General features: G+C 65.4%; 26 protein-coding genes. 18 read left to right on the forward strand and 8 right to left on the reverse strand.

The features are described 5' to 3' along the window. Window positions 1-16: 16 nt before the first annotated feature. From VMF11_13810 to VMF11_13820, 3 genes are read left to right on the forward strand one after another with little or no spacing between them, the layout of a single operon-like run. Entirely contained in the window at window positions 17-1,246 is a 1,230-nt protein-coding gene (locus tag VMF11_13810) for an FtsW/RodA/SpoVE family cell cycle protein (protein HTU71381.1), read from the forward strand. Beyond that, a complete protein-coding gene (locus VMF11_13815; GenBank protein ID HTU71382.1) occupies window positions 1,207-1,992 on the forward strand; it encodes a divergent polysaccharide deacetylase family protein in 786 nt (261 codons plus the stop codon). Before VMF11_13810 ends, VMF11_13815 begins: the two co-directional genes overlap by 40 nt. Continuing rightward, the gene (locus VMF11_13820) at window positions 1,989-2,435 is read left to right on the forward strand and encodes a cytochrome c (GenBank protein HTU71383.1); all 447 of its coding nucleotides are present in this window, start codon (window positions 1,989-1,991) and stop codon (window positions 2,433-2,435) included. The genes VMF11_13815 and VMF11_13820 overlap by 4 nt, the downstream gene beginning before the upstream one ends. Here the strand turns inward: VMF11_13820 and hpnI are convergent. Together hpnI and hpnK are read right to left on the reverse strand one after the other, a co-directional pair. Then, entirely contained in the window at window positions 2,427-3,509 is a 1,083-nt protein-coding gene (gene hpnI, locus VMF11_13825; protein HTU71384.1) for a bacteriohopanetetrol glucosamine biosynthesis glycosyltransferase HpnI, read from the reverse strand. The two genes, VMF11_13820 and hpnI, sit on opposite strands and share 9 nt — an antisense overlap. Beyond that, a complete protein-coding gene (gene hpnK / locus VMF11_13830; protein ID HTU71385.1) occupies window positions 3,506-4,318 on the reverse strand; it encodes a hopanoid biosynthesis-associated protein HpnK in 813 nt (270 codons plus the stop codon). The genes hpnI and hpnK overlap by 4 nt, the downstream gene beginning before the upstream one ends. A gap of 71 nt (window positions 4,319-4,389) precedes the next feature. Between hpnK and VMF11_13835 the strand changes: the two genes are divergently transcribed. The 9 genes from VMF11_13835 to VMF11_13875 are packed head-to-tail and all read left to right on the forward strand — an operon-like array spanning window position 4,390 to window position 13,520. Next, entirely contained in the window at window positions 4,390-5,151 is a 762-nt protein-coding gene (locus VMF11_13835; protein ID HTU71386.1) for a hypothetical protein, read from the forward strand. After that, window positions 5,135-6,193 (forward strand): type 2 isopentenyl-diphosphate Delta-isomerase, encoded by a 1,059-nt coding sequence (gene fni / locus VMF11_13840; GenBank protein HTU71387.1) that lies wholly within the window; start codon window positions 5,135-5,137, stop codon window positions 6,191-6,193. Before VMF11_13835 ends, fni begins: the two co-directional genes overlap by 17 nt. Beyond that, window positions 6,190-7,002 carry a squalene/phytoene synthase family protein gene (locus VMF11_13845; GenBank protein HTU71388.1) on the forward strand — a complete coding sequence of 271 codons (813 nt, stop codon included), beginning with the start codon at window positions 6,190-6,192 and terminating at the stop codon, window positions 7,000-7,002. Before fni ends, VMF11_13845 begins: the two co-directional genes overlap by 4 nt. Beyond that, on the forward strand, window positions 6,995-7,870 hold the full coding sequence (locus VMF11_13850) for a squalene/phytoene synthase family protein (GenBank protein HTU71389.1): 876 nt from the start codon (window positions 6,995-6,997) through the stop codon (window positions 7,868-7,870). The genes VMF11_13845 and VMF11_13850 overlap by 8 nt, the downstream gene beginning before the upstream one ends. After that, complete coding sequence (gene hpnE, locus VMF11_13855; protein HTU71390.1) at window positions 7,867-9,138, forward strand: hydroxysqualene dehydroxylase HpnE; 1,272 nt, start codon at window positions 7,867-7,869, stop codon at window positions 9,136-9,138. The genes VMF11_13850 and hpnE overlap by 4 nt, the downstream gene beginning before the upstream one ends. After that, complete coding sequence (gene shc, locus VMF11_13860) at window positions 9,135-11,024, forward strand: squalene--hopene cyclase (GenBank protein HTU71391.1); 1,890 nt, start codon at window positions 9,135-9,137, stop codon at window positions 11,022-11,024. Before hpnE ends, shc begins: the two co-directional genes overlap by 4 nt. Then, window positions 10,975-11,982, forward strand: a complete 1,008-nt coding sequence (gene hpnH, locus VMF11_13865) for an adenosyl-hopene transferase HpnH (protein HTU71392.1) — start codon at window positions 10,975-10,977, stop codon at window positions 11,980-11,982. Before shc ends, hpnH begins: the two co-directional genes overlap by 50 nt. Then, window positions 11,969-12,928, forward strand: a complete 960-nt coding sequence (locus tag VMF11_13870; protein HTU71393.1) for an NAD-dependent epimerase/dehydratase family protein — start codon at window positions 11,969-11,971, stop codon at window positions 12,926-12,928. Before hpnH ends, VMF11_13870 begins: the two co-directional genes overlap by 14 nt. Beyond that, window positions 12,912-13,520 carry a hypothetical protein gene (locus VMF11_13875; GenBank protein ID HTU71394.1) on the forward strand — a complete coding sequence of 203 codons (609 nt, stop codon included), beginning with the start codon at window positions 12,912-12,914 and terminating at the stop codon, window positions 13,518-13,520. Before VMF11_13870 ends, VMF11_13875 begins: the two co-directional genes overlap by 17 nt. Here VMF11_13875 and VMF11_13880 read toward each other — a convergent pair. Beyond that, window positions 13,503-14,654, reverse strand: coding sequence for a hypothetical protein (locus VMF11_13880; GenBank protein ID HTU71395.1), 1,152 nt, complete (start codon window positions 14,652-14,654; stop codon window positions 13,503-13,505). The genes VMF11_13875 and VMF11_13880 overlap by 18 nt on opposite strands. Then, complete coding sequence (locus VMF11_13885) at window positions 14,644-15,837, reverse strand: MFS transporter (protein ID HTU71396.1); 1,194 nt, start codon at window positions 15,835-15,837, stop codon at window positions 14,644-14,646. The genes VMF11_13880 and VMF11_13885 overlap by 11 nt, the downstream gene beginning before the upstream one ends. Window positions 15,838-16,105: 268 nt before the next feature. Here VMF11_13885 and VMF11_13890 point away from each other — a divergent pair, with 268 nt between their 5' ends. Further along, window positions 16,106-16,561 carry a tetratricopeptide repeat protein gene (locus tag VMF11_13890; GenBank protein ID HTU71397.1) on the forward strand — a complete coding sequence of 152 codons (456 nt, stop codon included), beginning with the start codon at window positions 16,106-16,108 and terminating at the stop codon, window positions 16,559-16,561. Here the strand turns inward: VMF11_13890 and VMF11_13895 are convergent. Together VMF11_13895 and VMF11_13900 are read right to left on the reverse strand one after the other, a co-directional pair. Next, on the reverse strand, window positions 16,542-17,375 hold the full coding sequence (locus VMF11_13895; protein HTU71398.1) for a hypothetical protein: 834 nt from the start codon (window positions 17,373-17,375) through the stop codon (window positions 16,542-16,544). The two genes, VMF11_13890 and VMF11_13895, sit on opposite strands and share 20 nt — an antisense overlap. Beyond that, a complete protein-coding gene (locus VMF11_13900; GenBank protein HTU71399.1) occupies window positions 17,375-17,998 on the reverse strand; it encodes a TetR/AcrR family transcriptional regulator in 624 nt (207 codons plus the stop codon). The genes VMF11_13895 and VMF11_13900 overlap by 1 nt, the downstream gene beginning before the upstream one ends. Before the next feature lie 84 nt (window positions 17,999-18,082). Between VMF11_13900 and VMF11_13905 the strand changes: the two genes are divergently transcribed. Next, entirely contained in the window at window positions 18,083-18,835 is a 753-nt protein-coding gene (locus VMF11_13905) for an SDR family NAD(P)-dependent oxidoreductase (protein ID HTU71400.1), read from the forward strand. Window positions 18,836-18,844: 9 nt separating this feature from the next. Here VMF11_13905 and VMF11_13910 read toward each other — a convergent pair whose 3' ends face one another. Together VMF11_13910 and VMF11_13915 are read right to left on the reverse strand one after the other, a co-directional pair. Beyond that, on the reverse strand, window positions 18,845-19,042 hold the full coding sequence (locus VMF11_13910) for a hypothetical protein (GenBank protein HTU71401.1): 198 nt from the start codon (window positions 19,040-19,042) through the stop codon (window positions 18,845-18,847). A 71-nt stretch (window positions 19,043-19,113) separates the two neighbouring features. Beyond that, window positions 19,114-19,710: a hypothetical protein gene (locus VMF11_13915; protein HTU71402.1), complete on the reverse strand. Its 597-nt coding sequence runs from the start codon at window positions 19,708-19,710 to the stop codon at window positions 19,114-19,116. A gap of 48 nt (window positions 19,711-19,758) precedes the next feature. On the opposite strand from VMF11_13915, the gene VMF11_13920 reads away from it, so the two are divergent. From VMF11_13920 to VMF11_13935, 4 genes are all read left to right on the forward strand, one after another. Continuing rightward, on the forward strand, window positions 19,759-20,682 hold the full coding sequence (locus tag VMF11_13920) for a hypothetical protein (protein HTU71403.1): 924 nt from the start codon (window positions 19,759-19,761) through the stop codon (window positions 20,680-20,682). A gap of 10 nt (window positions 20,683-20,692) precedes the next feature. Further along, window positions 20,693-21,205, forward strand: coding sequence for a metallophosphoesterase (locus VMF11_13925; protein ID HTU71404.1), 513 nt, complete (start codon window positions 20,693-20,695; stop codon window positions 21,203-21,205). 72 nt (window positions 21,206-21,277) lie between these two features. Further along, window positions 21,278-21,667: a PadR family transcriptional regulator gene (locus VMF11_13930; GenBank protein ID HTU71405.1), complete on the forward strand. Its 390-nt coding sequence runs from the start codon at window positions 21,278-21,280 to the stop codon at window positions 21,665-21,667. Between the two features lie 25 nt (window positions 21,668-21,692). Continuing rightward, window positions 21,693-22,455 (forward strand): acyl-CoA dehydrogenase N-terminal domain-containing protein (locus tag VMF11_13935; GenBank protein ID HTU71406.1); only part of this gene is annotated, 763 nt, incomplete at its 3' end.

Raw genomic sequence — 22,455 nt, forward strand, 5'->3', positions numbered from 1 at the left:
ACGGCGGGCGCTTCCGATGCTCGCGGCGCTGGCGGCGTGCGCCCTGATGCTCGCCTACGCCCCGCCGGGTTCGGTTGGACCGCCCGTGTTGCTCGCCGCGCTCGCGTTCCTTGCGCTCGGGTGGGTGCTGCTGCAGCCGGCGAACGGCAGGCGCGACGACATCTTGCCGGCGCTCGCCGTCGTCCTGGCGGGGCTCGGGCTGCTGCTGGTCGCGCGCTTGGCGCCGGATCTTGCTCAGCGCCAACAGTGGTGGCTGCTCGTTTCGCTGCTGCTCGCGATCGCGTGCGGGCCGGCGTTCACGCATTTCCGCCGTTTCGCGGCCTACAAATACCTCTGGGTCGTCGCCTCGCTGGTTCTCTTCGTGCTGCTGCTGTTCTTCGGTCAAGAAGTCAACGGCGCGCGGCTGTGGATCAAGTTTGGCCCCGTTCAGTACGAGCCCGTCGAACTGATCAAGCTGTTCATCGTGTTCTTTCTCGCCGCGTATTTGGGTGAGACCGCCGACGTCATCGCGCGCGCGCGGCCGTGGTCGGTTCGTGCCAACTTGCGCTACCTCGGCCCGCTCTTCATCGGCTGGGGGGCTTCGATGGCGATCCTCGTGCTGCAGCGAGACCTTGGCATGGCGACCTTGCTGCTCTCGACCTTCGCCGCGCTGCTCTACGTGGCCACGCGGCGCATCGACATCGTGATCGGCGGCGTGGTGATCTTCGCGTTGGCCGTCATCTGGGCGGTCCATCATTATCCGTACGTGCAGACGCGCATCGCGGTGTGGCGCAATCCGTTCTCCGATCCGCTCGGCGCGGGTTATCAAAGCTCGCAGGCCTACTATGCGCTCGCGGCCGGCGGATTGTTCGGCACGGGTCTCGATCTCGGCCATCCGGGTTTCATCCCCGACGTGGCAACGGATTACGTGTTTGCCGCGTTCTCGGAGGAGTTCGGGTTGATCGGCGCTCTCGCCGTGATCGGCCTCTTTGCCGTCCTCGTGCGGCGCATCTTTGCGACCGCGAGCGAACAGCCCGATCTCTATGCCAAATTGCTCGGGACCGGGATGGCTGCGACGCTGGGCTTTCAAGTCTTCATCATCATCGGCGGCGTGATCGGTCTCTTTCCACTCACCGGGATCACCTTGCCGTTCATCTCGTACGGCGGAAGTTCGCTGGTCGCCAATTTCCTGCTCGTCGCGCTGGTGTGGGCGATGAGTTCGCGCGCGTGCGTTCTCAAATCTTCTGGCTCGCCGTCATCGCGTTAGCGCTGACGGCAATCGTCAGCGGCTACGTGAGCGGTCGCGCGACCGCGCCGCCCGCGTTGGCACTGCGGGCCCGAGCTTCGCCTCCTCCGGCCGTGCATGCCGTGCTGCGCGATCCCTCCGACTCCGCGGCCGATGATATCTTTTCGGCTGACGACGTGGTCGTCGATCGTTCGCCTGCGGTTACGGCACGATGGCTCGAACCGGCGCTCTCGGTCGTCGTGGGCCTGTGCGGTGGGTCGGCACCGATCGACGCGCAATTCATGCGGCTGAACGTTCCCATCGCGTTCGACATCGATCCGAACGCCGGCGAAGCGGTCGAGGTCGCGCGCCTGGCGCATGAGTCCGGCGACGTCGTGCTCTTGCATGTCGGGACCGCTCCGTCGCAATCGCAGCTTGCGCGGCTGCGCGCGCGCTTCGGCGACTTCGACGGCATCGCGTCGCGCACGAGCGAGCGGTTCGTCCAAGCGCTCAACGGAACCGGATTGCTCTTCTTCGACGAGCGCGGCGACGCGGACGCCGCCGAATTCACCGGCGCCGGCATTCCGATCGTCCAGCGTGACGAAACCGTCGACGACCGAACCGCGCGCAGCTACATCCGTTTCATGCTCGAACGCGCGGTGCAGCGTTCGCAGCACGCCGGACGGCTAGTGATCTTCATGCGTCCTCGCGCGCACTCGCTGGAGGCGCTGACGGCGTTGGTCTCGGCGAGGAGTGCGCAACTGGTGCCGCTAACGCAGCACGAATGAAGTACGCCTCCCTGACTGCGTTGGCGTTCGTCGCCGTCCTCGCGGCATGCGCGAAGAGCGGTGGAGGGAATGCGGCGTCTTCGGCCGCTCCGGCGGCGTCGGCCGCGGTGACGGCGGCGGCGGTAAACCCCGGCCAAAGCGTGTATCAGGCGAACTGCTCGACCTGCCACCAAACAAATGGCGGCGGCGTGCGCGGCGCGTTTCCGCCGCTGGCACAAAACCCGACCGTCATCGGCGATCCGATCGCCGTCATCCACGACGTGAAATTTGGGTTGAGCGGGGAAATCCACGTGAACGGAAACGGCTACAACGGCATGATGCCCGCCTGGGGGCAACAACTTTCGGACTCGGACATCGCGGCGGTGATCACCTACGTTCGCTCCGCTTGGGGAAATAAAGCGAGCGCCGTTACCTCGGCGCAGGTCGCCGCCGTTTCACAGTGAGACGCGCCGGCCGCGCCAGCGCACGGTCTTTCCAAAGAGGCCGGCGGCCCAAACCGCCAGCCCGAGACAGTCGCGCAGCGGAATGAGCGCCGGCGGAAGAGATTCGCGAAGCGCGAGCGCGCGGCGCACCGCGTAGTGCAGGCTCACGCGAAGCGCGAGAATCACGGCCAGCGCGATCCACGCGGAGCCATTGGTGATACCCAGCGCGACCCAGAGCAGCGCGAACGGCAGCGGAAAGGTGACGAAAGAGAACGCGTATCCGAGCGGCCGGACCGAACGGATCGTTCGCGCCCAGCGAAGCTCGTGGTGCAGCAGTGAACTCAAGTCCGCCTCGGCGACGACGTCGTAGACGACGTAGCGCGAAAGGGCGACGCGATATCCGTGCGCGCTGACCAGAGCGCCCAGCATGTAGTCGTCGGCGACGTACGGCGCGAGCGCGGCGAAGCCGCCGATCGCGTCGAGCGCGGCGCGGCGCACGGCCATGGTCGACCCAAAGCAATAGCGCGGCGGCGCCGTCAATGTCGCGACCAGCACCGATGGCGCGAATTGATCGTTGAGCTGCATCGCGCCGAGTGTCGAGGCCGCACCGCCGCGTGCGAGTGCCCCGTACAGACACGTCGCGGCGCCGACGCGCTCGTCGGTGAACTCGCCTGCGACCGACGCGACGTAGTGCCGGTCCACGCGCATGTCGGCATCCGCGACGAAGAGCAGATCGTGTTTCGCGTGCGCGACCATGTTGACGACGTTGGCGACTTTGGGATTGCCGCTCGCCGCCCGCTCGCCGACGGCGAGCGTGAGGTCCGCTTCGGGAAAATGCTCGATTACGCGGCGGATGATCTCGATCGCCGGGTCGTCAGCGCGCGCAACGCCGAAGACGACTTGAAAGTGCGGGTAGCTTTGATCGCAAAACGAGCAAAGATTTTCGAACAGCTCGGCTTCGAGTCCGTGAATCGGCTTCAGTACGGTCACGCCGGGCTGCGCCGGCGCATGCCGCGTGCGGCGGCGCGCGAAACGGGCGGTCGCGACGAGCGCCGCAACCAGGTATGCGGCTCCCGCGACGATGACGACGATCACGCGGTCAAATCCGAATAGGCGAGCGTTTCGATTCCGGCGGCAACGATTTTCGTGCGAACCTCGGGGCTCGTGAGCGCGTCCAGCTCTCCGGCAAAATCGTAACCGGCAATCTGCGAGTCGATGCCGCTCCATGGTCCCGTCGCCGGATGGAAGTACATTTCGGAAACACCGGGTGTGAGCTCGTCGAGTAGTTCCAGCACCCGCCTGCGCGTCATGTGACCGGAATCACGAATACCGAATACCGCGTCGTTCGTAGCAATTTGCGCGCGCCGTAGGCGCGCGCGCATCAGCATGAGCCAGGGACGCAGGAACGCGGCGTCGCCGGGCTCGTAGGGGACGCGTACCGCCCGCATGCCGTACTCGCGCCCAACCGCGATGATGATGCCGAGCACGGTCGGGTGTACGTGCATGTGATTCTGCGCGTTGACGTGATCGAGCGCGAGACCGCTGCGTGCGAAGGCCTCGAACTGCGCGCGGATCTCCGCTTTCAGCGCTGCCCGCGCGTCCGGGTGCAGGAAAAATCGTATTCCGGCGGCCGCGAGGCCGGAGAGAAAATTTCCGTTGCCGTCGACGAGTGGTGCGACGCGCTCGGGCGGCAGCAGGGGCCTGCCGTTCACCAAAACCACGTGCAAGCCGATGCGCAGCGTCGGAAGAGCGCGCGCCCGCCGGATCGCATCCTGTGTGGCGGGGGCCGCCACCATCAGGCTCGCTGCCTGCAGAACCCCGTCGCGATGTGCGCGCTCGACCGCCTCGTTGACTTCGGTCGAAAGACCGTAATCATCCGCGGAAATGATGAGCTGCTTAGCCATTGGAGGGGTATAGTGTACCGGAGCGAACGCAACGTTCCTTCGCGCGAACGATGGGGAGACTCGATTTGATTTTGCCTCTTCTGCGTGAGCGAGGGGCGCTCGCGCTGGAGTACCTGAACGGTGCGGACGTGCAGTTCAGCGACATGTTCGAACGAATCATGCGTCACTCGTTCGGGTATGCGGATCCGCTCGGCGCGAGCCTGGTGCTCTGGGCTTGCGACGCGTGCGGCGGGGACACGCGCAGCGCACTGCCGCTCGCGGCTTCCGTCGAGTGCTTTCAGCGGTTCTGCGCTCTCCACGACGAGTTGCAATTGCCGCCGACCGTTTTGCCCGAGCCGAAGACCACCTCTTCGATCTGGGGTCTCGCGCAAACACTGAATGCAGGCGACGCGTTTCACGCGATGTGCCTGGAATTGTTGGGGCGAGATGCGGTGCACGGCGACGAGCGTACGCTGGATGCCGGCATCATGGTCGCGAATGCCGTGTTACTCGGCGTCGAGCGGCGCGACCGTCTCGTTCGCTCGGCTCGAGGGCACCGCCGTCGCCGGATGCGCGTCGCCCACGACGGAACGCAGGTCGTCACGCTCTCGCTCAGCCTGCGCGTGGGTGCGCGCATGGCCGAGGCGTCACCGGAATTGAGTGGTTCGCTCGAGCGCGCGGGTAGGCTGCTCGGAATCGTGGTACAACTGGCAAGTCAGGCGCGCGGGAAATCGAGCCCGCTCGCGCAGCGATACGCGCGCAAAGCCGTGGAGCTCGTCGAGCGCTCCCCGCTTCGTGCACCCTACCAGTCGGAATTCAGGGAGATTGCATACGGCCTTGCAGCAGGAAACTGAACGTGGCGGCCGCTCGGGTGACGGAACCGCGTCGAGAAAGGCCGAGCATCTTCGCATCAATATCGAGAACGACGTACGCTCCAAAGGTGTCGGCACCGGCTTCGAGCGCTATCGTTTCGTGCACTGCGCACTGCCGGAAATCGCGTTGGCCGAGGTCGATCCGAGCGTAACGCATTTCGGACGCACGTTGCGGGCGCCCATCCTTATTTCGTGCATGACCGGCGGCACGCCTCAGGCGGCTCTCGTCAACCGGACGTTGGCGGCCGTCGCGCAAGAATTCGGCTTGGCGATGGGTTTGGGCTCGGGACGCGTGCTCATCGAACATCCGGAAACGATCGAGAGCTTCGATGTACGCGCTCTCGCCCCGGACGTGCTGCTCTTTGCGAACCTCGGCGCCGTGCAGTTGAACAAAGGATACGGACCGCGCGAATGCCGGCGGATGATCGAACTCGTCGGCGCCGACGCGCTCGTGCTCCATTTGAACCCGCTGCAGGAAGCGCTCCAGCCGGACGGTGATACCGATTTTCGCGGTCTGCTCGCACGAATCGGTGCGCTTTGTGCGGAAGTGGACGCTCCCGTACTGGTCAAGGAAGTCGGCTGGGGATTGAGCGCCGGCGTCGTGCACGCGCTCTTCGCGGCAGGCGTCGCCGGTGTCGACGTGGCCGGTGCGGGCGGCACGTCGTGGAGTGAAGTCGAACGTCACCGGATTCCGGAAGCGTGGCGAGCACGGGTTGCCGGCGAGTTCGCGTCGTGGGGAATTCCAACCGCGGATTGCGTTCGTGACGCGCGCGCGGTCGCGCCCGATGAATTGATCATCGCGAGCGGCGGCGTACGTAGCGGCATCGACGCGGCCAAGGCGATCGCGCTCGGCGCCGACCTTGCCGGCATCGCCGGGCCGTTTCTGCGCGCGGCGGCCGAAGGCCCCGACGAGGCCGCCGATCTCGCACGCGAAATCGTCGAGGTCTTGCGTGCCGCGATGTTTTCGCTCGGGCTGCGTTCGATCCGGGAACTGCGATCGACCGACAAACTGGTGCCGGTATGAATCCGGTTACGCTGGCGGCCGCGGACGCGTACTGCCGCGAGCTCACAAGGCGCCACTACGAAAATTTTCTGGTTGCGTCTCCGCTCGTCGGCGCAGACCGGCGCCTCGACCTGGCGCGCATCTACGCGTTCTGTCGAACGACTGATGATTTCGGCGACGAGAGCGGATCGAGAGAAGAAGCACTCGATGCGCTCGAGCGTTGGCGCGGCGAGCTGCACGCATCGTTCGGCGGCCGGATGCCGGCCCATCCGGTGCTGATCGCCCTGCGCGAAACCATCGTGCGCCGATCGATTCCCGCTCAGCCCTTTTTCGACCTGATCGAGGCCAATCGCCTCGATCAGCGCGCGCCGGTCTACGAAACATGGGAACAACTCGACGCTTATTGCCGCCTTTCGGCTGCACCGGTGGGACGCATGGTCCTCTCGATCTTCGGTGTAACCGACGCGCGCGCACACGGGTTGTCGGATGATGTGTGCATCGGATTGCAACTCGCCAATCACGCGCAGGACGTCAAGCGCGACGCGGAGATCGGCCGGCGATACCTGCCGGCCGAAGACATCGCCGCCTATGGAACGAAGGGTGCTGTGCGCGCTCTGGTCGAACGCGCGCGCCGGCTGCTCGATTCGGGACGTACGCTCGAGGGGATGGTTCCCCTCGCGTTGCGTTTGCAGCTTCGGCTCTATCGAATGGGCGGGCTCGCAATCTGCTCTGCGATCGAACGGCTCGGATACGGTACCGACGCGCAGCGGCCGACCGTCGGCGGCGGCGAGCGTGCGGTCATTCTTCTGCGGGCGGTCAGCGGTGCTTGAACTCGACGATGCAGAGCGCTTTTGTCGCGACATGGCGCGGCGTGAAGCGAAGAATTTTTATTGGGGATTCATTTCACTTCCGCGCGATCAGCGCAACGCCATCTACGCGCTGTACGATTTCGCCCGGCAAGTCGACGACGAAGCCGATTCTACCGCGCACGCGCCCGATCTGCCGGGCCGCTTGCAGCGTCAGCGCGAACGCGTTGCGAAGTGCGTACGCGGTGAATACGACGACGATCCGGTAATGCAGGTGCTGGCGGGCGCCGTGCGCCGGTTCGCGATTCCCGAACGCGAGCTCCAGATGTTGATCGACGGCGTCGAGATGGACGGAACGAAGACGCGGTACGCGAGCTGGGAGGAATTGCGCGTCTATTGCAATCTGGTCGCCTCGGTGGTCGGACGGATGTGCGTTCGGATCTTCGGTTTCGAGGACGACGCGGCGCTCGAGCGCGCCGACGACCTGGGGGTCGCGCTGCAGCTCACGAATATTTTGCGTGACGTGCGTGAGGATCTCGGCCTCGGGCGCATCTATCTCCCGCTCGAGGACTTGAGGCGTTTCGGTATCAGCGAGGACCGGCTGCGTCATCCTGAGGAACTCGCGCGCAGCGCGAGCCTCGAAGGACGAGAAGGATGGGATGCGCTGATCGCTTTCGAGTCGGCGCGCGCGCGTGAGTATTTCGCGCGCGGTTACGAGGTGCTCGATTACATCAACCGGCGTCCGGCGGCGTGCGTGCGGACGATGGCCGGCATCTACGAGCGTATTCTCGAGAAGATCGAGCGGGAGCCCGCGCTGCCCTTGCATCGCCGAGCCGGTCTCACCAAGACCGAGAAGATCGCCGCGATGGTGCGCGCGTGGCTGGGGGTGTGAACCCGAAGCGCGTCGCGATCGTCGGGGCGGGGCTCGCGGGATTGGCGGCCGGGCTCGAATTGCGGGAGCGGGGTTTCGAGGTCGAGGTGTTCGAACGCACGCGGCTTCTCGGCGGCCGCGCAACCTCGTTTGAGATCGACGGCCGCGAGATCGACAACGGTCAGCACGTGTTCCTTCACTGCTGCGAGCGTTTCATCGCTTTCGTCGAGCGCGTTGGGATGCGCGACGCGTTACGGGAGCAGCCGCGCTTCGAAGCGCTGGTGTTGGCGCGCGACGGCACGACGAGCCGGCTGCGCGCGGCGCCGCTGCCCGCGCCCTTGCATCTCCTGGCTTCCTTCGCCGGCTACGGTCATCTCGACGTCGGCGGCCGCCTTCGCGTCGCACGCGCGTTTGCGGGAGCGGCGCTGGGCCCGCGTCCTGCGCCGGACCTCACGTTTGACGCGTGGCTCGAGCGCAACGGTCAGAACCCCGCCACGCGCCGCGCGTTCTGGGATCCGTTCTTCGTCCCCGCTCTCAACGCGTCGTTCGAACGCGTCAGCGCGGCCGACGCGCTCTTCGTGATCTCGACCGCTTTTCTGCGCGATTCGTCCGCGGCGCGCTTCGGTTTCGCAACGGTTCCGCTCGCACACGTCGCGGCAGCGGCGGCGGCGCGTATCGGCGCGGTTCATCTTTCGACCGGCGTGTTGGCGCTCGACGTGGAAGACGACGGCGTCGACCTGCAGTTGCCGGAGGGACGGCGCGAACGCTTCGACGCGGTCGTGCTCGCGGTCTCGCCGCGTACGACCGCGAAGCTGCTGGGATCACCCGAGCGGTTCGGCGTGCGCGCCCTCGAGACGTACGATCCGTATCCGATCGTCGACGTGCACGTGTGGCACGATCGAGGGGCGCTGGGTTTCGATTTTGCCGCGGTGCTCGACTCGCCGCTGCAATGGGTGTTCGAGAAGGACGCGGGTTACGTGTGCTGCAGCATCAGCGTCGCCGGCGACGTGCTCACCGTTCCGACCGCGCAGCTCGAACGCCTGGTGTGGACCGAGCTCTCGGCGTTCATTCCGAAGCTGCGGGGCGGATCGGTGCTGCGCGCCGCGGCAACGCGCAATCCCGAGGCGACGTATCTGCCGCGCCCCGGCACGGCGCGAACGCTGCAGCGCACGGCTCATCCGCGGGTTGCGATCGCTGGCTCGTGGACCGATACCGGCTGGCCGGACACGATGGAATCGGCCGTGCGCAGCGGAACGCTCGCAGCGGAGGCAATAGTGGGTTCCTTATGAGCGACGCGCTCGAACGCAGTATCGACTGGCTGCTCGAACGGCAATCCGGGCAGGGTTGGTGGACCGGTGAGCTCGAGACCAACGTCACGATGACGGCGGAGCAGGTGCTGCTCTACCGGTTTCTCGGCATCGATCTCGCGCCGTTCCGTGACGGCGCGATCGCGCACATGCTCGATTGCCAGCGCGAGGACGGGTCGTGGGCGCTCTACTACGACGGGCCGGCCGATCTCAGCACGACGATCGAAGCGTATGTCGCGCTGAAGGCGATCGGATTCGATCCGGCCCGCCCGCAGATGCAGCGCGCGCTCGGCGTGATTCGCCGGATGGGGGGGCTTGCACGGGCGCGCGTCTTCACCAAGATCTGGCTCGCGCTCTTCGGCGTGTATCCGTGGGACGGCATTCCGTCGCTGCCGCCGGAGATGATCTTCTTTCCGCGCTGGATGCCCTTCAACGTGTACGACTTCTCGTGCTGGGCGCGCGGCACGGTTGCGCCGCTCACGATCGTGGTCTCGAAGCGGCCGGTTCGGCCGCTCGGCGTCGACGTGCGCGAAGTGATCGACCCGCGAACCGAACCGGATCTGCATCGCGTTCCGGGATCGGGATGGATGTGGTGGCTCGACGGAGCGCTGAAAATCTACGATCGCTTCGGTTCCAATCCGATACGAGGCGCGGCGATGCGCGCGATGACGCGCTGGATCGTCGAGCGTCAGGAAGCCGACGGAAGTTGGGGCGGCATTCAACCACCCTGGGTCTATTCGTTGATCGCGCTGGACTTGATGGGGTACGCACTCGATCATCCGGTGATGCGCAAGGGACTGCGCGGGTTCGACCGTTTCATCATCGCGGACCAGGCGCACGGATGGCGTGTCCAAGCCTGCATGTCGCCGGTGTGGGACACGGCCTGGGTGTTGCGCGCGCTCGCGCTCGCCGGCTTTACGCCCGATCATCCGGTGATACGCCGCGCGGTGCGCTGGCTACTCGACGAGCAGATTCCCGCCGGCGCGCCGGGCGACTGGCGCGTGCGCTGCGACTTTCGCGACGGCAACGGTTGGGCGTTCGAGTTCGACAACGACGCGTATCCGGATATCGACGACACCGCGGTGGTCGTCTTGGCGCTGCACGAAGCCGGCGATCCGCGGAACGTGCGCGAGGCGGTGCAGACCGGTACCGCATGGACGCGCGCGATGCGCTCGCGAAACGGCGCCTGGGGCGCGTTCGACCGCGACAATACCCGCGAGCTGCTCTATCGCATGCCCTTCGCCGACTTCGGTGCGTTGATCGATCCGCCGACCGAAGACGTGACCGCGCACGTCGTGGAGATGCTCGCGGCGCTCGGTTGCGACACGCGCGATCCCGACGTCGCAAACGGCGTCGCCTATTTGCGCGCGACGCAGCGGGCCGACGGGTCGTGGTGGGGACGCTGGGGCGTCAACTTCATCTACGGAACCTGGTGCGCGATATCGGCACTGGGCATGCTGGGAGAAGGCGCAGATATGATCGAACGCGCTGCCGCCTGGCTGATTTCCAAGCAGAACGGTGACGGCGGCTGGGGTGAGAGCTGCCATTCCTACGTCGACGAATCGTTCGCCGGTGTAGGCACCAGCACGCCCTCGCAGACCGCCTGGGCGGTCAACGCGCTCCAGGTCGCCAAACGTGGCGACCACCCGGCCGCGCGCCGCGGCCTGACCTATCTCAAGGAGACCCAGACCCCCGAGGGAACCTGGGAAGAGCGTCATTTTACGGGAACGGGGTTTCCACGAGACTTCTACCTGAACTACCATCTTTATCGCCACGTCTTCCCCATGATGGCGTTGGCAACCGAAAAGCGAGAAAGCGTTGAGTTCGTTACACGAGAAACTGACGGTCGGGCGTTACATCTTCGGTAAGAAGCTGCGAGGCGAGAAGAAGTATCCGCTCGTCCTCGAGCTCGAACCGCTCCTGCAATGCAACCTCGCGTGCGCGGGCTGCGGCAAGATCCAGCACCCCACCGACATTTTGCGCAAGCGCCTGAGCGTCGAGGAATGTCTTGCAGCGGTGGAAGAGTGCGGGGCGCCGTGCGTCTCGATCGCAGGGGGCGAGCCGCTGATCCACGATCAGATGCCGCAGATCGTCAGCGAACTGCTCGCGCGCAAGAAATTCGTCTTCCTGTGCACCAACGCGCTATTGCTCGAGAAGAAGATCGATCAGTTCAAGCCGTCACCGTATTTCGCGTGGATGATCCATCTCGACGGGCTCGAAGAGGGCCACGACGCTTCGGTCTGCCGCGACGGCGTGTTCGAGAAAGCGATATCGGCGATCAAGACGGCGAAGGCGAAGGGTTTCAAGGTCATCACCAATACGACGTTCTTCAATCGTGACGACGCGGCGTCGATCCGGGCCGTACTCGACTATCTCAACAACGATCTCAAAGTCGACATGATGCAGATCTCACCGGGTTACGCCTACGAGAAAGCGCCGGACCAGGAAGGTTTCCTCGGCGTCGAGCGTACGCGCGAGATTTTCCGCGAGGCGTTCGCCGGCGAGAAGCGCAAGGAATGGCGGCTCAACCACAGCCCGCTCTATCTCGATTTCCTCGAAGGCAAGGTCGATTTCGAGTGCACGCCGTGGGGCATTCCCTGTTACACGGTTTTCGGTTGGCAGCGCCCCTGTTACTTGATGAGTGACGCGCCGTACGCGAAAACGTACAAGGAATTGATCGAAGAGACCGATTGGGAGAAGTACGGTCGCGGCAAGCACCCCAGCTGCAACAACTGCATGGCGCACTGCGGCTACGAGCCGACGGCCGTGATTCGCACCACCGGCTCGGTCAAGGAATCGATTCGCGCAGCCCTTGGCAGCCGGTAGCCGCGATCTCGTCTTTCTCACCGGCGCGTCCGGGTTCGTCGGTGCGCACGTCTTGCGCGCACTGATCGGCGCCGGCTATGAGGTACGGGCGCTCGCTCGCGCCCCGCTCGCCGTCGAGGGTGAATGTGAGACGGTTCGCGGTGACCTGAGCGAACCCGGCGCCGTCGCGCGTTCGCTGGAAGGATGCCGCTATCTCGTCCACACCGCCGCGCACTACTCGTTTGCACCAAGCGATCGCGAACGAATCTATCGCGTGAACGTCGCGGGCACCGAGGGCCTCTTCGCGGCCGCGCACATCGCCGGTGTCGAACGCGCCGTGCTGACCTCGAGCTCGGCAACGCTCGGTCACGAAAGCGAGCCCAACGCATTGCGCGCCGCTTCCTATCATCGATCGAAAGTGTTGCAAGAGCGCGCCGCCTTTGCCGGGCGCGTTCCGACCGTGGCGGTCTTGCCGACCGCGCCGGTTGGCCCCGGCGATTGGAAGCCAACGCCGACGGGCCGGATGATCGTCGATTTCATGCGCGGCAGGATGATCGCCCGTCCGCCTGCGAGCGGCGGAATGAACGTCGTGGACGTCGAGCAGGTCGCGCAAGCGCACGTCGCGGCGCTGCAACGCGGGACTGCCGGCGAACGCTACGTGGTCGGCGGCGAAGATCTTTCGTTCGATGCCCTCTGGGATCTGCTGGCGCAACTCACCGGCCGCAGCGCTCCGCGTTGGCGCGCCCCGGTTGCGCTCATGTTTGCGGCCGGGTGGTTCGACGAGGTGCGCTGCCGCCTCACGCGCGCCGAGCCGTTCGTTCCGCTCGAAGGCGTGCGGCTTTCGCGCACGCGGATGTACGCGGATTCTTCGGCCGCGCAGCAGGCGCTCGGCGTATCGCTGCGCCCGGTTCGCGATGCGCTCGCGCGTGCCGTCGCGTGGTATCGAGAGCATGGATACGCAGCATGAGCCGCCGACGGTTGTTACGGCGACCGGATTGGAAACACGTGCGGTCCGCCGCCGGGCGGCCGGCGCTCGCGTGGTGGAAGCCGGCGTCGGGCTTGCGAATGTAGGTCGGGCATCGTTTCGCGGGCTCGCCGTCAGCTGCGGTCTTGCGGGCGGCGTACGCGACGATCTTGCAACCGGTACGATCCTGATTCCGTCCGTGGTTGCGACGACCGCGGGACGGAGCATCGCGTGTGATGCGATGTGGACCGCTCGTTTACGTGCGGCGGCAGCGCGTCTGGGCTATGCGTACGTCGATGCGCCGCTGCTCACCAGCGAAACGCTGATCACCGGCAGCGCGCGGGCGCCGTGGGCATCGCGCGGCTTTGCCGCCGTCGATATGGAAACGGCCGCGATTCCGGCGAGCGCGATTGCGGCGGTCCGCGTGATCCTCGATACGCCGAAGCGAGAGCTTTCGCCGGATTGGCTGTACCCGGCGCGCGCGATGCTGCGGCCGAAGAACTGGGGCCAAGCGCTTTGGCTCGCGCGCGTCGCGCCGCGCTGCGCGGACGTGGCGGCGCACATCGTTGCGGCAGCGTTAGCGCAGGGCGCGTAGTCCTTCGAGCGTCTCCGCGTGAAAATTGAACTGATACGCGATCATGTCGTCGGTGCGCGGAAATTCGGGGTGTTTGCGACCGTAGCGCCGCAGCCCGTCAAGCGCGTCGCGTACCGCCCGTTCCGGATCGCGGCGCAGCTCGGGCGCGACGAAGGCCGTCTGCGGTAGCTCGCGCAGCAGACGCTCGACGCCGGCGATCGCGTCGGCCGGGGCGAATTCTCCGTCTCGTTCGAAGAGCCAGGTGCACAGCAGCGCGCTCGTCGTGACCGGGCGGCCGGCTTTCAGTTGCGCGTCGATGGCGACGCCGGCGCGTGCGGGAAAGACGCGATAGAGCAGGCTCAAACGCCGGCGCACGTAGGGATCGTAACTGATCCCGACCAGCCAGATCGTCGCCAGCGGCGCCAAGCGCGCGAGGATACCGCGCAGCGGGCGCATCTTGCCGTCGCCGCTGTAGAAGCCCTCCGGGGTGAGAAAGATCGTCGCGCCGTCGCGTACCAGGTCTTCGAAGTGGGCGATGTCGGCATCGAGCTGTTCGCGCGTCGCGCGCAGCACGGCCTGGCGGTACGGTTCGAGCAGATCGATGATCCGCAGGTACGAGCGTGCGAAGACGAAGTTGCGCGGATCGAGCACGTCGCTGATGCGCGCGACGCCGGGCGGCAACTGCGCGAGTGCACGCGGGTTCAGGATTTGTTCGAGCGGAAGGTCGCCGTACAAACCGGTGAGCATAAAGGCGATGCCGGCGTACGGGCGCGCCTGCAGTTCGTTTTCGATCGGCTGCATGCCGATCGATCCGAAGAGCCAGCCGAGGTTGCTGCCGCGCAAGACCCGCAGCCAGGGAACGCGTTCGGCGAAGAAACCCGGCTCCCACATCCGGCGCGAGGACACGGTGAAGATCGGGTCGCGCCACGCGAGCGACTGCAAGGCCAATTCCGCAACGACCACCGGCGACTCGATCTCGTGCTGGTGATTGGCGACGATCAGACTCGGGCCGCGTTCGCGCGGCAGCGTACCCCAGCGTACGATGCGATACGCGATCCGGTGATAGACGTAGACGCATACGACGGCCAGCCAGCGCAGCGGCTGCAGGTACAACGGCGCGACCGCGCGGATTTCGCTGCGACTCCTACGTTTCACTGTGATTGCCGCGTACGGCGAGCACGGATGACGAGCCGACGGCGAACGCGAGCGCGGCGAGCGCAAAGAGCGCACGATAGCCGTTGAAGGAACCGTTGAAATAACGAATCATGGCGCCGCCGACGAGCGGAGCAATGATCGAGGGCACGTGTGTGGCCATGCCCCAAATCCCCAGATCGCGAGCGACGTCGCGCATCGCGGGCATCGAATCGAGCGCGAGCGCCCACCCGTTCGAGAGCACGCCGCCGTATCCGACGCCGAAGAGCAGCGCAAAGAGAAAGATCGACGCGTCGTGCGGCTCGATCGCGTACCCGACGGCAGCGATCGTCATCGGAATGCCGCTGAGCGCGACGATGATCTTGCGATACGGGCGGATACGATCCGAAAGAACGCCGAGCGCGATGCTGGCGAGGGCCGCGCCGGCCAGCGCGGCGATGCCGGTGATGCCGGTTCCGCGCGAGGGGTCGGTCGCGTGCAGCACGTCGCGGAAGAAGTAGAGGACGAACGTTGCGAGCAGCGAGAGCCCGAAGACGATCGACGCGCGTGCGATGAACACGACGATGAAGTCGTGCCAGTCGCGAATGTGCGCCCGGTCGTCGGCGTCTTGCTCGCGCGGCACGAGCCCGCGCAGGCTGATCGCACCGAATGCGACTAGACCGGCGCAAATCAGGAAGGCCAGTTTCGGCGAAGCAAGTCCCCCGAGCGTGAGGCCGAGAACCGTGCCCACCAACGTCGCGGCGCCGCGAATGCCGGAGGCGACGCCCCACTGCGCGCGCGCGACCGCGTCCGGCAGCATGGCTTGATACGCGGTCGTACTGACCGTCTGACCGACCGTGGCAAGGATGATCGTTTCGTAGAACGTGCCGATCGACGATGCGCTCGCTGCGAGAACCAAGCCCGCGACGTTGAGCGCGGCTCCGAGCAGCGCCAAAGCCTGGCGCGGCGTGCCGTCACCGCGCAAGCGGTCCGAGAGCGCGCCGATCGGCCAGGGAAGAAAGACGTTCACCAGCGAGATGAGGCTCGCCAGGATCGCGTACGCCGCGACGTGGTTCGCAGGCGCGAGGCGCAGCATCGCCGCCGGAATCGCGATTGCCAGCAGCGCCGCTTCTTGGAGCGAGAGGGGAAGCCAGTAGACGTTGACCAGAACGAGCGCGCCGACGGGGGCGTCCTTGCCGATCCTCATGTAGCCGGGGCGTTCGATGCGCGTATTCGCCGTACCTTAGCCGCTCGCGCACCTACTCCCAAATCGCGAAGAAGACCACCGGTAGAGACTGAGACATACCGCGTCCTTCTACGCCGTTCTATGATAGGCTCATGCCATGGAAACACAACCGTCAGTTTTCTGGCAGCATGATTACGCGGCGATGCTCGAACGCGCCAGGACCGAGCACAAGTTCATCTTCCTGGATATTTTCAACCCCGGTTGAGGAGGGTGCCAAGCGCTGGATACCGTGACGTATCCGCTCGACCTGGTCAAAGAGACCATTGCCGCACACGCGATCCCGGTGCAGATCGACAACTCGGACGCGAAGAACAATGCCTTTCTCCACACGATTCACCATATCTGGACGCCCGATATCCGCATCATTCATAGCGACGGATACGAGCTGTATCGCTGGGACGGCTTCTTGCCGCCGTTCGAGTTCGTGCCGCGGGTGCAGTGCGCGATCGGTCTGGCGTTTCTGCGTCTGAAGCGTTTCGACGACGCGGAGCGCTGCTACGTCGACGTGCTGCGCCGCTATTCGACGAGTTACGCGGCTCCCGAAGCGCAGTACTATCTCGGCGTGACGCGCTATCGCCGCGATCACGAGAGCGACGAGCTGCCGGCGCAGTGGGCGCAGCTGCGCGCGCGCTACCCGATGAGTGAATACCGCGTCAAGCAGTCGTTCAAAGAATTGCCCGAGTAAGCGCCAGCGATTGGCCGGCGAGGCGATCGTCTTCGGCAACGAACCGCGCTCGGCCGAAGGTGGCGACGTCGACGGCCACGACGCCGTTCTGGGCGCACAGCAAAAGTGTGCCGTCCTGCGCAAACGTGATTCCGCGCGGCTTGCGCAGTTTACCGAAGACGGGTGTGTCCTGCGCAGACCACGCGCCGGCCGCCGCACCGGTTCGCGCGTCGTAGCGGCGCAGTGACACGACGGCGTCCTCGGCGCCGAACGGAGCCTCGCTCGTCACGTAGATCGAGCCGTCGCGGACGGCAAGGTCGAGCGGGTCCAAAAGGCGATCGTCGACGAAGGCATCGCTTTCGATCTTGCCGTCGCGGTCGTAGCGAAAGAGGGCCCGGCGTCCGCCTCCGCGCACCGGATGCGTCCCGCTCGCGACGACGAAGCCGCCGTCCTCGAGAACGGCGAAGCCGCGCGGAAACGCAATGCCCTCGAGCGCGAGCGCGCGTCCGGCGTAGCGCCGCGCCGTCAAATCGACTCGTTCGATCGAACGCTGGGCTCGTGATCCGACGTAATACGTGCCGTCGGGCGCAAAGGCTCCTCCTCCGGGATCGAGCCCAGCCGGAAGCGCGATCTGCGCGAGTACGGCTCCATCGAAGTCCAGCAGCCAAACGCCGGCGATCGGATCGTTGACGAGAAGATACGGGTCGTCGGCTCGCCGCCGGACGCCGCGCGGATCCGCGATCTCGGGTGGTCCGAAAGCCGTCCAACCGGCGGATTCCTCAAACGCGCGCAAGGCACCGTACCCGAGAGCGGCCGCGCTGGAAACGACGAGCATCAGCGCGTCAGCGATTCGATGTAATCGAGCATCGTGTCGACGCTGGCCTCGAGCGGCGCCGTGTCGCGCCGCACCTGCGTGAGAATCAATCCTCCCTGGACCGCACCGAGCAGCGCCGTCGCCAATTTCGCCGGATCGACGTCACGGCGTAATTCACCGCGATCGTGCATCGCGCGCAATCCGCTTCCAATTCCCTCTTCCCACCAGGCAAAAGCAAGCTCGAGGTCCAAGCGCGCGGTGGGTGCCGTTTCGGCGAGCTGCGATGCGAGCGTGCCCAGCGGACAACCGCCCTCGCAGTGCAATCCGCGCTGAATACGCACGAGCAGATCGCGCCATTGCCGTAACGCGGCGATGCTATCGAGATCGCCCAAGAAATCGGCCTGCGCGCCGAGAACCGCATCGGTCAAATACGCGATCACCGCGCGCACCAGGCTCATCTTGTCGCGAAAGTAGTGATACAACTGCGATGAGCTCACGCCCGCGGCCTCGCGCACGTCCTCCGTGCTCGTCCCGGCAACGCCGCGCTCCTGAATCAACGCCGCGGCTGCCGCCACGATCCGGTCGCGCGTACCCTGCCCTTTGCGGGTAAGCTTGCGGCCGTTCGCGCCGGAGGATAGCAGCACGGCCGAAATTTTGGACTTGACAATCCAATTTTCCTCCTGTAAATTGGACCGAACACTCCAATTCTGACGAGGGACACTCCTGCTATGCAATTCGAACGCGATCTGGCCGGAAGCACGGCCTTGGTAACCGGATCCACCAGCGGAATCGGGAAGGCGACGGCGGTGGCGCTGGCTCGCCGGGGAGCGCGCGTGCTGGTCTCCGGCCGCGACGAGAAGCGGGGGCAGGAGGTCGCGGCCGCGATCCGGGCTGCCGGCGGCGAAGCCCAGTTTCTCAAGGCCGATCTGAGCGACGGCAGCTCGGTGCGCGAGCTTGCTCGCGCGGCCATCGCTGCTGCCGGCCGCGTCGATATCCTGGTCAACAACGCCGGCATCTTCCCGTTCGGGCCGACGCAAGAAATGACGGAAGAGACGTTCGATCGCGTCTACGCAACAAACGTCAAAGCGCCGTTTCTGCTCGTCGCGGAACTTGCGCCGCAGATGGCGGAGCGCGGCGCGGGTGCGATCGTCAACGTGAGCTCGATGGTCGGAGACTTCGGCCAAGCCGGGATGGCGTTGTACGGATCGAGCAAAGCGGCGCTCAATCTGCTCACGAAAGCGTGGGCGGCGGAATTCGGACCGAAGGGCGTTCGCGTGAACGCCGTCAGCCCCGGGCCGACGAGAACCGAAGGAACCGCCGCGATGGGCGACGGTGTCGCGCAACTCGCGGCGATGGCGCCGGCCGGTCACCCGGGCACGCCGGAAGAAATTGCCGACGCGATCGTCTACTTGGCATCGAGCGGCGCGAGCTTCGTGCACGGCGTCGTGCTGCCGGTCGACGGCGGCCGTGCGGCCGTGTAGCACACGAGTTCAGCGATGAAACAGAATAGCGAGTATCGTCGTGATCCAGGTGCCGACGATCGTGCCGATCACCCAATTGAACCGCTGGTCGATTTGCGCGAAACGGCTATCGATCTGAAAGAAGCGCTGTTCGAACCCATCGAGGCGACGATCGATCGAGCCGAGGCGCTTGTCAACTTGATCGAAGGCGCCTTCGATGTGGGACATTCGCGCTTCCAGCCCGCCCATGCGAGCTTCAAGGGCCTGGACACTCATTTCTTCTCCCAGCATATCATAGGTCAGGCGGCTTGCGAAAACTCGGTGCGGAACAGTTGCTCCACATACGCGAACATCTGCGGATCGATCGCCGCAAGTCGCGCTCTCGTAGCGCGCGGCCAATGCGACGCGGGATCATTCGCCTCCACGAACGCACGCAGTCCCTCGGCAAAATACTCGTCGATCCCGGTTGCGGCGTAGGGTGTGACGAACGTGTGAGCCGCGACGAAGAGCCGGCGCAATTCGGGGTCGGTGCCGGAGCGATAGATGCCGTCGCCGAGCGCGCAGTCGAGCGCGTGACCGAACTCGTGCGCGACCGTCATCGCGCTGCGCGAGCGCAGATACACCGTGCGTTCCTCGACGACGAAGAGTCCGGCGGGCGGCGCCGGCCATTCGTCGACGTCGATCCCGAGGCGCGCGAGGGCGGGCGAGGCTTCGCGATAATACTCACCGCGATGCAGCGGCGCGACGCGCGTCCCGCGTTCGAGCGCGTAACGTAGGGCGCCGCCGCCGAAACGCTCGAGCGTCGCGGCGATCGCGCTCGCCCCGGTTGGACGATTGGGCACAACGAGTGCCCGGGCAAGGCTAAAACAGTCTCCCATGAAGGCAGAGTGTTGCACGCGGGCATTGCTGAAGGATCAACGCGATATGACCGAGATGAGCACGTCATGGGCAAGCCGTTCGATCGCCGCACGTTTCTTCTCGCCGCCGGACTAGAATTCTGCGCGGTTATCGCTCCGGCGGATTCGGCGCCCGCGGCTTCGGCGAGTCCGACGCCCGAACCACCGCTGCCGGGAAAGACGTTTTTGCCGCAGCTGCCCAGCGCGCCGTTTCCTCACCCCAGCCGTGCGAACGGGCACGAGTACGACGGTAAATTCTACAGCGCATCCGAGCACTACAGCGACTCGACGGTCGGCATTTACGTTCCGGCGAAGTTTCGCCCGAGCGCGGGCACCGATTTCGTCGTGCACTTCCACGGTTGGAACAATCACGTGACCGAGGTCTTTCGGCGCTACGAGCTGCGCGAGCAGCTCGAGGAGAGTGGGCGCAACGCGGTGCTGGTGGTACCGCAAGGCCCGAAGGACGCGCCCGATTCCGGGGACGGCAAGCTCGAACTCGACCCGAACGGTTTCGCGCGATTCATGTCCGACGTCGTACGCTTTCTTCGCGATCGAGGCGTGACCGGCAGCGACGGGATCGGAAGGATCGTGCTCTCGTCGCACAGCGGCGGCTACGGCGGCCTCGGCGGCGTGCTCACGCGCGGCGGCTTGAACGCACACGTCAGCGATGTGCTCCTGTTCGATTCGGCCTACGGGTATTTCGATGCCGTCGCGGCGTGGGCGGCGAGCGCTGCGAACCGGCATCTCCTCAGCCTGTTCACGGATGATACCGCATTGGGAAATACGGAGCTGATGTCGCTGCTGCAAGGGAAGTCCCCGTTTCAGGTGCTCAACGCCGCCGCCATGACGCTATCACCGCTGCAGACCCGCGAGGCGACGTTCGTTCTGACCACGAGCGTGGCGCACGACGAGTTGCTGCAGCGTTACCATTGGTACGCGCTCTTCTTGCAGACGACCGCGCTCACGGCGTGACGCCTCGGCAATGATTCTCGGCGTTGTCTCGGACACGCATCTCCCGCGCTTCGGGCGAGCGCTGCCGTCGGCGCTCGTTCGCGGTCTCACCAAGGCCGGCGTCGAAGCGATCGTCCACTGCGGCGATCTGGTCGAGCAGCTGGCGATCGATTTGCTCGAAGAGATCGCGCCGGTCTTCGCGGTGGCCGGCAACAACGACGGCAAGGCGCTGCACCAGCTTCTGGGCGAGCGCGGCATCATCGAAACATGCGGGCGGCGCATCGGTGTCGTCCACGGACACGCGGGACACGGCCGCACGACCGCCGACCGTGCCTTCAACACGTTCGCCGGCGACCGGGTCGATCTGATCCTCTTCGGTCACTCGCACATACCCTACCGTGAGCGGCGGGAGGGCATCGTGCTTTTCAATCCCGGGTCGCCGACCGATAAGCGCTTCAATCCGCTCTACTCCTACGGGATCGTACGGATCGCGGAAGGCGGTATCCGCGTCTCCCACCGGTTCTATCTGAACCGCAAGCTCTGACGGCTCGCGCCCCCTCCGGGCGGGGTCTTGACACTTTCGTAGGATATTAGATTTAATAATATCCTATCTATCATGAATCGCAACCAGCCCGGCCATGCCGAAGAGGTCCTCCGAGGGCCTATCAAATCGAAGACGGTCTTTCCCGTCCTGGTCCTGCACTTGCTTGCCGACCAACCCGACCACGGGTCCGGCCTGATGGCCCGGATCGAAACCCTTTGCGCCGGGCTTCTGGCGGTGAATACGAACACGATCTATCCGCTGTTGCGGCGCTTGGAGGATCGCGGATTCATCGTCGGGGAGTGGGAACACCCCACCAAACGCTCGCGCCGCTACTACCGCATTACCGACGCCGGCCGTGCGCGACTCGAACGCATCAAGTCGGGCATGCTACCGTACCTCGACACACTCGCGGGCTCGATCGCCCGCTTACGCAACGAACTCTACAACGTCAGCGCCGCCTAAATCGGCGGAGGAGAACACGACGAGCATGAGCACCTACCAAGCCCCACTACGCGACATGCAATTCGTACTGCGCGAGCTCGCAGGCGTCGATGAGGTCGCGAAGCTTCCCGGATTCGAGGATACGACCGATGTGTGGGAGTCGATTCTCGAGGAAGCCGGATCGTTTGCCAGCGGTGTGCTCGATCCGCTCAATCGTGTCGCCGACAAAGAGGGCTGCACCTGGAACAACGGTGAGGTCACGACGCCCAAAGGCTTCAAGGAAGCGTACAAAAAGTTTGCCGACGCAGGTTGGATCGGTCTTCCGGTTCCCGGCGAATACGGCGGTCAAGGCTTGCCCTCGCTCTTGCTCGGTCCGACGCTCGAGATGTGGAATGCGTCGAACATCGGTTTTGCTAACGGTCCGCTGCTCAATCAGGGCGCGATCGAAGCGATCGAGCTGGTCGGCTCGCACGAGCAGAAGCAGAAGTGGATTCCGAATCTCGTCTCGGGCAAGTGGACGGGCACGATGAACCTGACCGAGCCGCAGGCCGGTTCGGATCTCGCGCAAGTGCGCACCAAAGCGGTCCCGAGCGGCGATCACTATCTGCTCACCGGTGAGAAGATCTTCATCACCTTCGGCGAGCACGACATGGCCGAGAACATCGTTCACCTCGTCCTGGCGCGTCTTCCCGACGCTCCCGAAGGCGTGAAGGGCATTTCGCTCTTCATCGTGCCCAAAGTGCTGGTGAACGACAACGGCGCGCTGGGCGAACGCAACGACGTCGTCTGCGCCGGCATCGAGCACAAGC

The organism is Candidatus Baltobacteraceae bacterium (assembly GCA_035502855.1).
In the GTDB taxonomy this organism is placed as follows: Bacteria; Vulcanimicrobiota; Vulcanimicrobiia; order Vulcanimicrobiales; family Vulcanimicrobiaceae; genus Aquilonibacter.

What these genes read in the sequence shown, in the direction of transcription:
- shc (HTU71391.1), top strand. Translation starts at nt 9,135, where the DNA reads ATGAGCGACGCGCTCGAACGCAGTATCGACTGGCTGCTCGAACGGCAA.
- VMF11_13910 (HTU71401.1), bottom strand. Translation starts at nt 19,042, where the DNA reads ATGTCCCACATCGAAGGCGCCTTCGATCAAGTTGACAAGCGCCTCGGC.
- VMF11_13930 (HTU71405.1), top strand. Translation starts at nt 21,278, where the DNA reads ATGAATCGCAACCAGCCCGGCCATGCCGAAGAGGTCCTCCGAGGGCCT.
- VMF11_13875 (HTU71394.1), top strand. Translation starts at nt 12,912, where the DNA reads ATGGATACGCAGCATGAGCCGCCGACGGTTGTTACGGCGACCGGATTG.
- VMF11_13820 (HTU71383.1), top strand. Translation starts at nt 1,989, where the DNA reads ATGAAGTACGCCTCCCTGACTGCGTTGGCGTTCGTCGCCGTCCTCGCG.
- hpnK (HTU71385.1), bottom strand. Translation starts at nt 4,318, where the DNA reads ATGGCTAAGCAGCTCATCATTTCCGCGGATGATTACGGTCTTTCGACC.
- VMF11_13895 (HTU71398.1), bottom strand. Translation starts at nt 17,375, where the DNA reads ATGCTCGTCGTTTCCAGCGCGGCCGCTCTCGGGTACGGTGCCTTGCGC.
- VMF11_13845 (HTU71388.1), top strand. Translation starts at nt 6,190, where the DNA reads ATGAATCCGGTTACGCTGGCGGCCGCGGACGCGTACTGCCGCGAGCTC.
- VMF11_13905 (HTU71400.1), top strand. Translation starts at nt 18,083, where the DNA reads ATGCAATTCGAACGCGATCTGGCCGGAAGCACGGCCTTGGTAACCGGA.
- VMF11_13920 (HTU71403.1), top strand. Translation starts at nt 19,759, where the DNA reads ATGGGCAAGCCGTTCGATCGCCGCACGTTTCTTCTCGCCGCCGGACTA.
- VMF11_13810 (HTU71381.1), top strand. Translation starts at nt 17, where the DNA reads ATGCTCGCGGCGCTGGCGGCGTGCGCCCTGATGCTCGCCTACGCCCCG.
- VMF11_13885 (HTU71396.1), bottom strand. Translation starts at nt 15,837, where the DNA reads ATGAGGATCGGCAAGGACGCCCCCGTCGGCGCGCTCGTTCTGGTCAAC.
- VMF11_13925 (HTU71404.1), top strand. Translation starts at nt 20,693, where the DNA reads ATGATTCTCGGCGTTGTCTCGGACACGCATCTCCCGCGCTTCGGGCGA.